The sequence below is a fragment of the Microbulbifer maximicatervae (SeqCode) genome (assembly GCF_052467695.1).
On record NZ_CP174320.1, the window covers coordinates 3,760,813 to 3,774,135 of the forward strand.

General features: G+C 46.4%; 15 protein-coding genes. 12 read left to right on the top strand and 3 right to left on the bottom strand.

Annotated features, from left to right (window positions below):
• Nucleotides 1-72: 72 nt before the first annotated feature.
• A complete protein-coding gene (murI, locus tag ACJJI8_RS16550) occupies nucleotides 73-906 on the bottom strand; it encodes a glutamate racemase (RefSeq protein WP_444933054.1) in 834 nt (277 codons plus the stop codon).
• Nucleotides 907-1,061: 155 nt separating this feature from the next.
• Between murI and ACJJI8_RS16555 the strand changes: the two genes are divergently transcribed.
• From ACJJI8_RS16555 to ACJJI8_RS16595, 9 genes are all read left to right on the top strand, one after another.
• Nucleotides 1,062-2,540: a DNA recombination protein RmuC gene (locus ACJJI8_RS16555; protein WP_444933055.1), complete on the top strand. Its 1,479-nt coding sequence runs from the start codon at nucleotides 1,062-1,064 to the stop codon at nucleotides 2,538-2,540.
• 6 nt (nucleotides 2,541-2,546) lie between these two features.
• The gene (locus ACJJI8_RS16560) at nucleotides 2,547-3,476 is read left to right on the top strand and encodes an AEC family transporter (RefSeq protein WP_444897109.1); all 930 of its coding nucleotides are present in this window, start codon (nucleotides 2,547-2,549) and stop codon (nucleotides 3,474-3,476) included.
• Nucleotides 3,476-3,940 carry a DUF2489 domain-containing protein gene (locus tag ACJJI8_RS16565; RefSeq protein ID WP_444933056.1) on the top strand — a complete coding sequence of 155 codons (465 nt, stop codon included), beginning with the start codon at nucleotides 3,476-3,478 and terminating at the stop codon, nucleotides 3,938-3,940. Before ACJJI8_RS16560 ends, ACJJI8_RS16565 begins: the two co-directional genes overlap by 1 nt.
• 232 nt (nucleotides 3,941-4,172) lie before the next feature.
• Entirely contained in the window at nucleotides 4,173-4,526 is a 354-nt protein-coding gene (locus tag ACJJI8_RS16570; RefSeq protein WP_444933057.1) for a hypothetical protein, read from the top strand.
• Between the two features lie 870 nt (nucleotides 4,527-5,396).
• Nucleotides 5,397-5,846 carry a hypothetical protein gene (locus ACJJI8_RS16575; RefSeq protein ID WP_444933058.1) on the top strand — a complete coding sequence of 150 codons (450 nt, stop codon included), beginning with the start codon at nucleotides 5,397-5,399 and terminating at the stop codon, nucleotides 5,844-5,846.
• A 204-nt stretch (nucleotides 5,847-6,050) separates the two neighbouring features.
• The gene (locus ACJJI8_RS16580) at nucleotides 6,051-6,452 is read left to right on the top strand and encodes a hypothetical protein (protein WP_444905420.1); all 402 of its coding nucleotides are present in this window, start codon (nucleotides 6,051-6,053) and stop codon (nucleotides 6,450-6,452) included.
• A gap of 87 nt (nucleotides 6,453-6,539) precedes the next feature.
• A complete protein-coding gene (locus ACJJI8_RS16585; protein WP_444905419.1) occupies nucleotides 6,540-6,797 on the top strand; it encodes a hypothetical protein in 258 nt (85 codons plus the stop codon).
• Nucleotides 6,798-6,929: 132 nt separating this feature from the next.
• On the top strand, nucleotides 6,930-7,469 hold the full coding sequence (locus tag ACJJI8_RS16590) for a hypothetical protein (protein ID WP_413665608.1): 540 nt from the start codon (nucleotides 6,930-6,932) through the stop codon (nucleotides 7,467-7,469).
• A gap of 138 nt (nucleotides 7,470-7,607) precedes the next feature.
• Nucleotides 7,608-8,081, top strand: coding sequence for a hypothetical protein (locus ACJJI8_RS16595; RefSeq protein ID WP_444933059.1), 474 nt, complete (start codon nucleotides 7,608-7,610; stop codon nucleotides 8,079-8,081).
• Nucleotides 8,082-8,517: 436 nt separating this feature from the next.
• Here the strand turns inward: ACJJI8_RS16595 and ACJJI8_RS16600 are convergent, their stop codons facing one another.
• Nucleotides 8,518-9,204, bottom strand: coding sequence for a sterol desaturase family protein (locus ACJJI8_RS16600; protein WP_444933060.1), 687 nt, complete (start codon nucleotides 9,202-9,204; stop codon nucleotides 8,518-8,520).
• A 119-nt stretch (nucleotides 9,205-9,323) separates the two neighbouring features.
• Here ACJJI8_RS16600 and ACJJI8_RS16605 point away from each other — a divergent pair, with 119 nt between their 5' ends.
• From ACJJI8_RS16605 to ACJJI8_RS16615, 3 genes are all read left to right on the top strand, one after another.
• Nucleotides 9,324-10,235, top strand: coding sequence for a LysR substrate-binding domain-containing protein (locus ACJJI8_RS16605; protein WP_444933061.1), 912 nt, complete (start codon nucleotides 9,324-9,326; stop codon nucleotides 10,233-10,235).
• A 211-nt stretch (nucleotides 10,236-10,446) separates the two neighbouring features.
• Nucleotides 10,447-11,094: a signal peptidase I gene (gene lepB / locus ACJJI8_RS16610; protein WP_444933062.1), complete on the top strand. Its 648-nt coding sequence runs from the start codon at nucleotides 10,447-10,449 to the stop codon at nucleotides 11,092-11,094.
• 101 nt (nucleotides 11,095-11,195) lie between these two features.
• Nucleotides 11,196-11,999 carry an amidohydrolase family protein gene (locus ACJJI8_RS16615; RefSeq protein WP_444933063.1) on the top strand — a complete coding sequence of 268 codons (804 nt, stop codon included), beginning with the start codon at nucleotides 11,196-11,198 and terminating at the stop codon, nucleotides 11,997-11,999.
• A gap of 69 nt (nucleotides 12,000-12,068) precedes the next feature.
• Here ACJJI8_RS16615 and ACJJI8_RS16620 read toward each other — a convergent pair whose 3' ends face one another.
• Complete coding sequence (locus ACJJI8_RS16620; RefSeq protein WP_444933064.1) at nucleotides 12,069-13,238, bottom strand: cation:proton antiporter domain-containing protein; 1,170 nt, start codon at nucleotides 13,236-13,238, stop codon at nucleotides 12,069-12,071.
• Between the last annotated feature and the right edge of the window lie 85 nt (nucleotides 13,239-13,323).

The window sequence follows — 13,323 nt, forward strand, 5'->3', positions numbered from 1 at the left end:
TATTCGGGGAACGGTCGCGGTTTGTGACGGAGCTGTCAACTCTGTTGCGCGGTTCTCATCATTTTGGCGATCTTAGGTGTTGGGTTCGAGGGGTTCGGCAACAGGGGCGAACTCGCGGAAGGCCTGTTCTATATTGCCGGTTAGGTCAACCGTGCTGGTGATCAGGCGGCCAGTGTTTGGCGCATCCGGCAGCATCAGCTCGAGTTCTTCCAGCCACCAGCGCACTCGCCGGGCGATGGCTTCACCGGAATCCAGCCACTGGATTGAGCGAGGGGCGAACTGGTCCAGTTCTTCCCGCAGCAGGGGAAAGTGAGTGCAGGCCAATACGGCAATATCCACTTGGTCGCCACCGGCGGTGTGGAATACGCGGTGTAATACCGGCTCCAAATCCTCTGCGGTGATGGCTTCGCCGCGCAGTTTGCTTTCCGCCAGATGCACCAACTCCGGTGCGGGCACATTAATTACCCGGTTGCCGTTGGCAAATTGCTCGATCAGCTCGCGGGTATAGCGGCGATTGACGGTGCCTTCGGTGGCAATCAGGGCAATAGTGCGGGAACGGCTGGCGGCAGCGGCGGGTTTCACCGCGGGCACAACGCCCACTACGGGTTTCTTCAGTGATTCGCGCAGCTGGGGCAAGGCCAAGGTGCTGGCGGTATTGCAGCCCACCACTAAAATATCGGCCCCGCAGTGCTGCATCATGGCTTGGGCCTGCTGGACGATCCGCGGGCGCAGTTCCTCTTCGCTTTTGTTGCCGTAGGGGTAAAAGCCGTTGTCCACACCCAGGTGCAAGGTCAGGCCCGGCATCAGGCGGCGGATTTCCCGCGCAATGCTGACGGCGCCCACGCCGGAATCAAAGATCAGGGCGCTGGGGGCTGGGCTATCTGGGTGGGCGCTGTGTTTGTGCATGCGTTCTGGAGTACCAACATCGAAACCAATCCTCCAAGAATACCTAAAACCCCGTAAAAATTCCCGCTGGGTCTTCTCGGGCGCAAACCTATCCCTTGTTACTGAGGTTATCGGCCGGGCTGGCGCGGGGTACTTTCCAGGGGCAAGCTGATAGAATGGCGCCTTCGCCTGGGTGGTATCCCGGGCAGGCCAGCGGGCGAGGCCCCTGGCAAAATCCTGATTTATCCATCTCTTTCCAGGTCTGGGAGTACCACTCTATGCCAGCGTTCCCGCTGCAATTGAATGCCGATCATGCGGTGATGGCGGCTGTTGCCATCTTGTTTCTGTTGGGCTTGGTGTTTTGGTTGGCGCGAGCCAGTAGCCGCCGCGCTTTATTACAGAGCGAAGCCGCATTGCAGGTGGCTCAGGCACGTATTGATAGCAGCCGCGAGCGGGAATCCCAACTTGGGGTTGAGGTGGAATCCCTGCGTACCGAGTTGGCGGATAAGTTGCAGCAGCTCACCCGTAGCCAGGTGCTGGTAGAAAAAGGGGAGGCGGCCCTGGCGGAGCAGCGCAAGCTGATGGAGCAAATGCGTATTGCCATGGGTGAGCAGTTCGAGAATCTGGCCAACCGGATTTTTGAAGAGAAGCAGCAAAGCTTCGTGCGCCGCAGTGAAGACAGCCTGCGCAAAAGTCTTGATCCGCTGGAGCGTCAGCTGGGGGATTTCCGCAAGCGGGTGGAGCATGTCTATGATCGCGAAAATGCTGAGCGCAACAGCCTGCTGGGGCAGATTAAAGCGTTGCGCGAGCAAACCCAGCGCATCAGCGATGAGGCCCTGAACCTGACTTCGGCCCTGAAGGGAGATCGCAAGATTCAGGGTAACTGGGGTGAAGTGGTGCTGGAGCGCTTGCTGGAGGAGTCCGGCTTGCAGAAGGGTCGCGAATACGAAACGCAAGTAACGCTGACGAGTGATGGCCGCAGGCGCCAGCCGGATGTGATTGTGCGCCTGCCGGAAAACAAAGACCTGATTATCGATTCGAAGGTCTCCCTGGTGGATTACGAGCGCTACAGCTCGGCGGAAACCGATGAGGAGCGCACCCAAGCCCTGAAACAGCATGTGAATTCCCTGCGCGCCCATATCACCGGCCTTAACAAGAAAGCCTACGAGCAGCTGGAGGGTGTGCGCACCCTGGATTTCGTCTTTATTTTCGTGCCCATTGAAGCTGCGTATATGTTGGCTATGCAGGCGGACCCGGACCTGTTCCGTTTCGCGTATGAGAAGCAAATTGTCCTGGTGAGCCCCACCAGCCTGATGGCGACCCTCCGCACCGTCGAGAATATCTGGCGCTATGAGAAACAAAACAAGAACGCGGAAAAAATCGCCGACGAAGCCGGCAAGCTGCACGATCAGTTTGCTATGGTGCTGGAGTCACTGGATGTTCTTGGTGACCGCCTGCGCCAAGCGGATGACGCCTACCAGCAGACCTACAAGCGACTGGCGACAGGGCGTGGTAATGCGGTGAAGCGTATTGATAGTCTGCGTAAGCTTGGTGCTAAAACCCGTAAACAAATATCCGCCCAGCTCCGTGACAGGGCTGAGGATTCAGGACAAATGGCGCTTCCTCAGGAAGAGGGAGTTGCTGCGGAAGACTAATTCCCTATGGAAAATATTTCCTTTGCTCTGCTAGTTACAGGCCCGATCTTTTTGATGATTATCGGTGGATACTTGCTTACCAGGCAGGGCATGTTGCATAAATCCTTTATCGACGACGCAACGGTGCTGGTTTTCAACGTGATGCTGCCTGCACTGTTGTTCGATAGTATTTATTCATCGAATGCAAAACCCTCAGAAGAGATTCCCCTTTTAACAGCGGGAATTTTGGGTACCTTCGCGATAATCCCCATATCTTGGCTGATGGCTCGGCCCGTTACTGTGAAGGATCGCAGTGCGTTTATCCAGGGGGCATTTCGTGGAAACGTTGCCATTGTGGGGCTCGCCTGGGTTGAGAAGGCGTTTGGTGAGTCGGGCGTTTCTCACTCGGCAGTGCTGGTTGCAGCGTTGACGATTCAGTTCAATGTGTTCGCAGTAATACTTTTTGTTTTTTACAACGAAGAGAAGAAATTCAGCCTGGGCTTGTTGCTGAAGGAGTTGGCAAAGAACCCATTAATCATCGGGGTATTCCTGGCAATTTTGTGCCGGGTGCTGGATATCAAAGTGCCACAAATGGTGCTTGATACCGTTAAAATACTGGGCTCTGCAAGTTTACCAATGGGGCTGATTTGCATTGGTGCGAGTATGAAGCTAGGCCAGCTACTGCGTAGCTCGCCAACAGCGCTGACCTCCTCAGTGCTCAAGTTATTAGGAGTACCAATACTCTCAGTGCTGATTGGTTGGGCCCTGGGTATGAGTCCGACCTATTTGGGCTATTTAATGCTGATCACTGGCTCGCCTTGCGCGATATCGGCCTTTGTGATGGCTCATACCATGGGTGGTAATAGCCAATTGGCGGCCAATATTGTTGGTCTTAGTACAGTGCTCTCTGTGATTTCGGCCAGCATCGGGCTGGCGTTACTTAAGGTGTATATTTAATGACTGTGTTTTCTACTTGGCTGCTGATTGTTGCGGCTTTAGTTATCTTCTCCCTGGCGATTGTAGCTGGCTACTATCTGCGCAAATTATCGATTGCACAGAAGAAGCAGGCCGCGCAGCTAGCTGAGCTAGAGCAGGCTGCAGAGGATCAGCGACAAAGAGTAAATGACAGTATTCAGATTATTGCTCGCACGCTATTGGATGATGGAGTCGGGCTTACCGAAGCTTCGATTCGTATTCGCGTTCTTTTGGATGCACTTCAGGTGGAAGATAAAGTGCGTGAAGAGTTTGTGGCCTTTTACACCATCGCAGAGAAAACCAGTCATATCCCAATTCTCAAAGACTGGAAAGAACTGCCGCGTAAAGAACAGTTCAAGTATGAATTGGAGATGGCGCAAGTAGAGGCGGACTATAAGGATTTTGCGATGGATGCCGCCAAGCGGATTTTGGGGCGTTCTTTTTAGAGCTGAGTCATTTCCTGTTTGGGGGTGGCTTTTTGGATCAGCGGGTAGGGGACTGCCTGCTGATTGAAGAGTATCGTATCGCCAGCTTTCCTCCTGGCCCCTTCATATCACTTACCCCTCGCCTGCCCACTTTTTGAATGTTATAAATATCGACTTATAGCATTGTTTTTATCGAGTTAGCTACCTGCCTAACCATTACCCCTTCAACTAGCTTCGAATAGAAGCCTGACTTATGACGGAAGAAGTTGGATCGAGAGAGGATCGGTACTGGAAGTATATTTATTCCAGCAAGCTGAGAATTAAGCGACGAGTGCTGCGAATGGAGCGGCTGGCAGCAAGGAGACTTAGTCTGCTGCTGGTTAAGGAAAGATCACTTGATGATTGGCGCTTTGCGACCAGTCTTGAATTTCTACTTACTTGGAAGCTAAAAACAGGATGCTGCCCTGATATCATGTGGTGTGATGGGGTTGAGTTCGAAGATATACATATTGCTGGTAAGAGAGCTATTCGCTTCAGCGGCTCAGCATGGATAGGTCCTGAAGGAGCTGATAATTTTTTCCAGGTGCCTTTGGAGGCTTATATCTAGCTAAAACCGAGTGGTAAAAAAATCAAGACTTATCATTTTAGGGTTAACTACGGTGGGTGTTATTTTGACCTGAAAAGACCCTAATCGATATAGTCACTGAGGTGACAATTATAAATAAATAGATATGGCAGGTGCGACGTGGTTTGTGTGAGCATGCGCAGGAATCAGAGAGCCAATAACTGCATAAGTATGAGAGTAGATAAGCGAACTATATCGGGCAGGTATGAAAAACTTTACTATTGTATTTCCAGGATACTGTTTGAAAATGATATAGAAGGTATCAACTTCGGGATAAATCAAGATGAATATGAGTCAGAAGTTGGGACAATATTACCACCGCCTACATGAAACTGAAACGATAGAAGATATTCAGCAGGTGTTATTAGAAGAGTTCAGTTATTGGTTTGGCTGCGATAGGGATCTTATTTTTTGATTGGATATTGTTTGGTAGCTATCGGATGGTGAGATGATAATTATAATTAGAGTTATACGTGCCGCTATAGGTTTATTTGGCATTAGCCAAGCTGTTGGAATCTTTCAATTTTCTCCCGATGGTATGAGCGTGGTTGTAGGGGTGGATGAGCTTATTCTGAGACTTGCTGTTTTGCTTGTATGTCTCACGTTATTTTTACTTTCGAGGCGAATGATAAATCATCTGTATCGATTGAAGCGTAATAATGATAAGGTTTGTATAACTTCCTTGTGGAATTTGTAGTTGTTTGGTTGCTAGAGTTTATCACGATAAATTCCTGTAATATTAAATGGGCTTGTCTGAGGTTAAGTGGAATGTGAGTGCTCGCTGGGAGACGGCGTAATCCACACCGAAAGATAATGTTTAGAGTTAAATGCGCGTTGAGTAATATGGGAAACATGAAGAAGATATCAGGATCTACATTCTATTTTAAGAAAATTTTTCCAAGTATATGGTTTGGTTTCTTGGTGCTTTTTGTGGCTGCCTCTATATCTGGAGGTGCAGTTAAAGATTCGTTTATGTTTTTAGTCATGCCGATTTTTATGGCTGTATTTGGCTTTTTCTTTTTTAAAAAGCTGTTGTGGAGTTTGGCTGATGAAGTATACGATGAGGGAGAATCATTGCTCTTTCAAAAAGGGAGTAAGCGGCAAAGAGTTCAGCTTAAAGATATTATTAATGTCAACTATGCGCAAATGAACGCGCCCGAGAGAATTGTTTTGCAAGTGCGCACGGAGGGGGATATTGGAAAGGAGTTGGCTTTTATTCCCCCAATGAGGCTTAACTTTTTCTCTAAAAGTCCTATTGTTGTAGATTTAATCGATAGGGTTGATCGTGCTAGGGAGGTCTAGCACAGGTTCTGCTATGTGTTTAACAAGGATGGGTTAGATGGTCGGGAAGCTTCGAATGATTCCCGTGCCTTTTGTAAGTAGTGTTGTTGGTTCTTGGGAGAGGGAGCCTCCATGTGTAGGAAGAGGGTTTTAGTTGCTTTAGTGATATCTCTACTTCTTGTTGGTTTTGGTTTCAGCTTTAAGCCACTAATAGAATCGTGGAGTATGCCTGCCAATGCTGGTGAGCATTTGATAAGGTTCGACATAGGTGAGCTGAAAGAAAATCGCTTTGTAATTATAGATAGTGGCTTTGATGGCTATTGGGGGCACTCGTATTTGATTTTAAAGGATAGGGGCGAGGTAAGAGCATTTCTTTTGCTTACACGAGAAAATAGATATCTGATGCCGTCAAAACATCACTTATGGAGTGCTTCCGGTTATTGCCAAAAGCTTCAGATCAAAGATCAAGTGATTTCTTGCGAAGATGAAGATATTTATGATTGGCAGAAAGAGGGCTGGAGGTGGAACTTGAAGGGTGAGAGTCTTTCAGGTGAGTTTGGAGCATTAGAAGTTATAGATTATGCCTATGAAGGGCGTTTCATCGCTATAGGTAAAAGCAGCAGATAAGTCGTGGTCAGACGAGCCTCTTTGCTGTTTCTATCATTTGTGAGAGCGATTAAGGAATGATCAATAGAGCGGGTGTGGGGGCGATGAATGATGCCTAGATATGTTAAGCTGCTTAGCTTAGAGGAACTTGAGCAGCTTTCAACTGAGAGACTTCTTGCCTACCTTTGTAAGCTCCATCAATGTGAAGACTCAGTTGACGCTTCCGATTTTTGCGAGAGTGAGGCTCATATGCCGGGAGTGGTATTTTTTAAAGAATCAGATCAGTGGCGGAGCCAATACAAGTTAGTAAAAGAAATTTTATCGGCAAGGCCTCATATTGATAAGGTGATAAGAGTAAATGGCTAATGGATTTAGGTGCCGAACTGCAGGGTTGAGTCAACTACCGCTGTAAACTTAATCTCTCAAGGGGGGAGTGGAGCTAAAGGCCCTTAGCTGTATTTGCTTGATAAAGAGTTGTGTAGAAATGGAGTGCTATACGTGACAGATGAAGAGTTAATAACATTTATAGGCAAGAGTGTTGTTAATAACTGGGAATATATTGTAGGTATTTATTTTGCGTTACTAAGTGGCGGGGTTGCGTTATCCTGGATGATTTCCAATCTGATCCACAAAAAGGAAATTAAAGTCCTACAGTTAGAGATTACCCATCAAAAAGAAAGGTTTTCTCAATTTGAGTCAATTATGGAGCAGCGGATAGCATCCATCCAGTCAGAGGCTGAAATGCTGCAAAGGAAGATCAGCTTTGCTAGCCCGGCAGTTCCTGCGGCAATGCCACTGAGTGATCCCTTTGCTGATATTGAGCAGAGCGTTAGTCCTGATGTTGATTGTTTAGAATCTATGCAAAGACGGGATATTGAATATCTGGATATCCCTGCGCCTTTGAAGCGGTCAGCTCCGCTTGAAGTTCGAGAGAAGGGCTTGGAGAAAGGGGATGTATCTGATTATAAGATGTTGTCCTTGTTGGATAAAACTGATGCTGTTAATAGGACCCTCCGGGAAATAGAAGTTCCCTCTTAAGCCCTTACTTTGCTGGTTGGCAGCTTCATTCGTTCTGTTGGTATTTTTTGGGGGTGGCTGCCACTACTGATACCGGTTTTGGGCATGTATAATTGGTGGATGCCTTTAGTAAGTAACGGAATGATTTGAGAGGGATGTATGGAAAAAATTTATAGAAATGGACTCAGTTCACGTGAGTCTGCCAAAAAAATCTTAACTGTCAATCTTGGTGTTATAGGTGTTGCATTACTAGTTGCTCTTATCTTTACGCGCATGTTTGGCTCTTCAGCCGAGAGCGGTGAGTCAGATCTTACCTTTTGGACTTTTGTGATTTTAGGTTCTTTAGGTGTTATCGTTTATATATACCTTTCTTTGATACGATTACTTCCACTTGCAGAAATTAATGGGAATACACTAACGGTTTATACCGGAGTCTTTATAAAGAAGACTGTAGACCTTGATAAGGTAGAGAAAATAACGTTTCAATATAGCTCAGAAAAAGATCAAAGGATGAAGGTTAAGTATCCGCGAAAAATTGCAGAAGAGTTTACGATCAAGCAGTCAAATTGTTCAGTTAAGCAACTTTCCGAGTTTATTACCAATCGCTTTGATGTGAATGTTGCCTATACATAGTGGTACGAGCTTCTATGGTCCCTCTATTGCTGTATAAGCCTACAAGGCGGAACACCTTTTGGTGAGGTGTTCTGTCCAGTGTAGGAGCAACTCAATGCTTAATTATCACAGCTCTTAGTTTCTCAGAATTTATTGTTGAATTTCTTGGCTGGTATAAGAATGCCGGCCAAGTCAACGCTGTATAATGCGATTGTCCTTTTGGTATTTATGGCTCCCTTTTGTTTGGTGCGGATGTGCTGTAAATAGAGTAATCAGTTTTAGTGGTGCGTTGTCCTGGGAAAAAGTTTGATCTCAAGGCCTTCCATGAGGAGTTTCTAATTTTGATAATGCGCCAGTGCCAATTATCCGAGAGTTAATGCTGGTAAGATTACAGGAAGAAGATCAAGATCAAAGACAGAGCCTAGTGCGTAATAAGGTACAAGTAATCTACAAGCTATCAGTCGTGAAAGTCGTCAAAGGAATCCTGCGGCTCCCAATAGAAAGTGCCTAATAAAAGGTCGAATAGCGGAAAAGTTAAATTGAAATTATAAACTTTCATTAGTTTACGGTGATGATGAATTCTGTGTAAATGGGCTAACTCACGAAACACAGGCACTTTATGAAACCAGTGACTCTTGGGTTGGTGATAGCCGATATGCATTAGCTCATAAGCCAGGTGATTTAATATCATGGTTGCCGCTGTGATATATCCCATATTACCTGAAGCCATCCAGGATAGAAAAAAACCACAAAGTGGTGCCAGAAAAAAAGTGATAACAGCTGTTAGATAGATTGGAAACAGTACTATACGCCAATCACGAGTTGATTCAAAAGACAGCAAAGGTGCAGAAAAGAAACTGTGGTGATCGCCAGTATGCCTCTTGTAAAACAGTTTGGTAAATCTCAACTTATTATGCCCAGACCAGCGATGGGCGGCATACTCTATAGCGTTGTAAGCAAGAATTCCCAGTGGAATTATTAGCAGTTCATGCGCCCTCAGCTCACTTATCTGAAAAATACAGTAAATAGCACCGATTAGGCTGATCAGTAGAATACTCCCTAAATGGAACCAGCCGCTATAGCGGCTATGGGCATAGGCTCTATATTGCTCTCTGAAAGCCGCCGTATCATGCATATTCGACATATTTCACCTGACTTTTTATAGTATTTACGGTTTTTCATGCTATTGACGATAAATATAATTAGGGACATCATGTATCGTCTAATAAATAATTATTAAATGCATTATTCATCAGGTTGATAATGTCTACGCATCTTAGATCACTGGATTTAAATCTGCTTCCCGTTTTTGAAGCACTTATGATTGAGCGAAACCTGACCAGAGCTGCAGTAAAACTGCATATGAGCCAACCGGCCGTCAGTGCTGCCCTCAAGCGGTTGAGAGCTACTTATGAAGATGAGCTTTTTATACGGACCGCTAGGGGATTGCGCCCGACTGAACGCGCACTGGTACTGCACCCCTCTATTCACCAGGCACTCAACACCGTCCGTTCAGGCTTCCAGCAAACGTCTTTTGATTACCGGAAAGCAGAGCAGGAATTCTCCATCGTTATGCCCGATGTGGTGGAAACTCTGATGGTCCCCGGCTTCAGCAAATGGCTTCGAGAATTTGCACCCGGCATAAGGCTTACTGTACTCCCCGATGAGTCAGAAATGACAGCCAGAATGGTGAGTAATGGGGAAGTAGACCTAATCATTGACTACCTACCAGTCAATTCCCCCAGCTATGTTAACCAGCCTATCGCAGAAGAAGAGCTTGTGATTATTGTCAGCAAACATAATAAAAATGTGGGTGAGACAATCAGTGAAAAAAAATTCCAATCGCTGCCACAAGTATCCCTATTAAGAGGAAACCCTATGGGCTCTCCAATGGAAAGGCTAGCCAGGCCCAGAAAGTTACAGCGTAATATTTGTTTACGAGTCCCACACCTCTCGTCTTTCCCCTATGTGGTTTGCACAACCGATTTAATTGGCGTTGTACCAGCAAGAATGATGATTTCAAGCTATTATAAAGAGCTTCCCATACGTATGCTCAAACTGCCAATGGCATTTCCAAAGGTAGTACTTCAGCTCACCTGGCATAAGTCGCAGACAACAAATCCAGCTCATCGCTGGCTAAGGGAAAAGATTTTGGAGCTTTATCCGAGTTTATAAACACCGTGTAATACGAGTGCCCTTTGATATTTATGGCTCCCTTTTTTGGTACGGATGTGCTGCAAATAGGGTGATCCTTTTCGAACGTTCTGATAAGAATAATGTCCCACCTAATGAAATCTAAAGGCTGATTTTTTAGTTTTCAGAGGTTCTGTTATTTCTGAGTGATCAGTTTTAAGTGGTGCGTTACCCTGGGAAAGGAGTTTAGGGAATGAGCAGGTATAGTTTTAAGAGTGCGGTAAGAAACAACCGCGGTGCAATATTGTTTCTATTTCTTATGTACTTTTTCAAGTCAGCGTATGCCGACTGGTCTCCAGTACCAAGTGGGTCTATGGAGCCTACTATTCATCCTGGTGACTTTTTGTGGGTAGATAAGACGAGTTATGGGCCAACTTTATTTTTCTTCAATAAGCAGGTTGCTCAATGGGGGAATCCTTCCAGAGGAGATGTTATTACCTTTTTGCCACCTCACACTGATCAACTATATGTTAAGCGTGTAATAGGCGTCCCTGGTGATAGCTTACGTATTGAAGGGGCGAATGTGTTTGTTAATGGAGCTCAGCTTGAGTATCACCTGGAAAGTGGGGTGGGTTCGGACATCCTGGGTAGGGAAGTCATTGATGGCAGGGAGCATCAGTTCAAGCTTAGTGGTAATAAGAAATTGCCATATATTGGGAAGACTATTGAGATCCCTGAAGGTAAGTACTTTGTCATGGGAGATCATCGCAACGATAGCTTGGATTCGAGATATTGGGGCTTGGTTGACCGTGATAGGGTTATGGGCAAAGTTACATCTTTAGCGTTTTCCTTTTCTAAGGAGAGAGATTTCTTTAGTAGTGTGGCGATGCCTCTCAAGTAAATAGCCAATAAATTTTCTTTAAAAGGGTGCAGCTGTTCACTGGTAATACTTGTGCTACCAGAGAATAGAGGGAAGGCTTGCAATAGCAGGGAGTTGCTAACATGAAAGTGATTGATGTTTGGGCCCAGCATCCTACAGAGCGTTTTCTTGCTGAACCTTTCTTTGATACTTTGAAGCGTTGGATGGGGCAGGATTTTAAAGAAGTGCCCCTTGAGTGGACCCTGTCAGCTATGGATATGGCAGATGTGTCCAAGTCATTGATTTCTGCTTGGCATGGGCCGAGCGGAGCCTTGATAAGCAATGATGAAGTACTGGATCTTACTTTAACTCATCCTGACAGGTTTTGCGGTCTGGCATCAGTGGACTTGCGAAAGCCAGTAGAGGCTGTGCAAACCCTGCGCAAGTACGTTTTGGAACATGACTTTAAAGGGCTGCGCATTGTGCAGTGGCTCTGGGAGTTGCCTTGTACTCACCCTTTGTATTATCCGCTATATGCGGCTTGTGTTGAGCTGGGGGTGCCAGTTTGTTTGCAAGTGGGCCTTACCGGGCCGTTGCGTAGCTCTGATTCTGGCCGTCCTGTCCATATTGAGCGGATTGCTCTCGATTTTCCCGATCTAAAGATTGTCTGCGGCCATATTGGGTATCCTTGGCACAATGAAATGATTGCTTTTGCGACCAAGTTTCCCAATGTCTACATAGATACTTCTGCTTATAAGCCAAAAAGATACCCCCGTGAGTTGGTTTCATTTATCAAGTCTCACGGTAAGAATAAGGTGATGTTCGGGACTAATTATCCCATGCTGACACCGGAGATGTGCTTAAAGGAAATGCACCTTCTGGAGTTGGAGGATGAGGTTGCGGAACTCTTCTTGTATAAGAATGCAGAGAGAGTGTTTAAGCTTTAATAAGCTGTCACCATTGTTAGTCGATTGCAGTGGTCTGCTAAATCCCGCTACAGGAAGAGACTAAGAGGTTTAGTCTCTTCGCAACTCATCCTTGATTGCAATGGGATTGGGAAAGTTCATCACCACAATGTAAGACGACACCAGGAATGTAAGGATCGCGGTTGCCTGGATTAAATGTGATGCTGCGCTGCCAATCAGGTTTTGTGTATAAGCGAGCAGGGCGATTAACAGGGAAAATTCACTAATTTGCCCAAGTCGAAATCCAATATCCCACGAGAGCACTTTGTGCTCACTGCGATTTCCAAGCAGGAAGTGAAATACAATGGGTTTTATTACCAGAACTGCGGCGGCTGTGACCAGGGCAGGAAGTAGAATTTCGGGCAGCATGGCCAGCTTGAATTGCGCTCCGAGGCTGAAAAAGAACAGGATCAGGAAGAAGTCTCGCAGAGGTTTAAGGCTGAGGGCGATGTACTGTGAAATCCGGCTGGCAGCCAGCGTGATACCACCAATAAATGCGCCGATCTCTCTTGAAAGGCCAACAACTTCCGCCAGCTCTGCCATTCCCATGCACCATCCAAGTGCCATTAAGAATACGTATTCGTGAAAGCGGTCAAAGCGGGTAAAAAGTGGTAATAAAATATATTTTACTATTAGCCAAGCAAAAAGTATCAGCAGTGGTAGCGATCCAAAGGAGAGAGCCAATTGCCAGATCTGTTCGTCGCCGGTGTTATCACTCAGCAGTACCATTAGGCAGACTATTGCCACAAAGTCCTGAAAAAGAAGAAGTCCCACCATAAGTTCACCCAAGTGCTTGTGGTGAAGTACGGTCGTGGGAAGCAGTTTGATACCGATAATGGTGCTAGAGAACATCAGCGCCATGCCGATTACCCAGGATTCAACGGTAGTAAATCCAAACAGCAAGCCTATGCCAAAGCCAAGGCCGAGGAAGATCGCACAGCTTACAACTCCCACAAATGTAGCTTTGCGCAATACAGCTACCAGCGCTTGAGGTTGCATATCCAGCCCCAACAGGAAGAGCAGGAAGATAATCCCAACGCTGGACATATCGGATAGAAGTTGCAGGTTATCGATTACTGCAAAGCCGGATGGGCCGAGTAAAACACCGAGAGCGATGTAAGCGACCAGAAGCGGTTGTCGTCCAAAAAGAGCCAGTGAGGCAACAATTGCTGCGCCACTAAAGATCAAGAAGAATGATTGGAAAAGGGAGCTGTCCGCCACAGGCCATCCTTGTGTGTGAGCGAGATTTAACCATTATCCATAGATGTGCGAACAGCTGAAAGAGCTATGTGCCTACCAAGTGGTT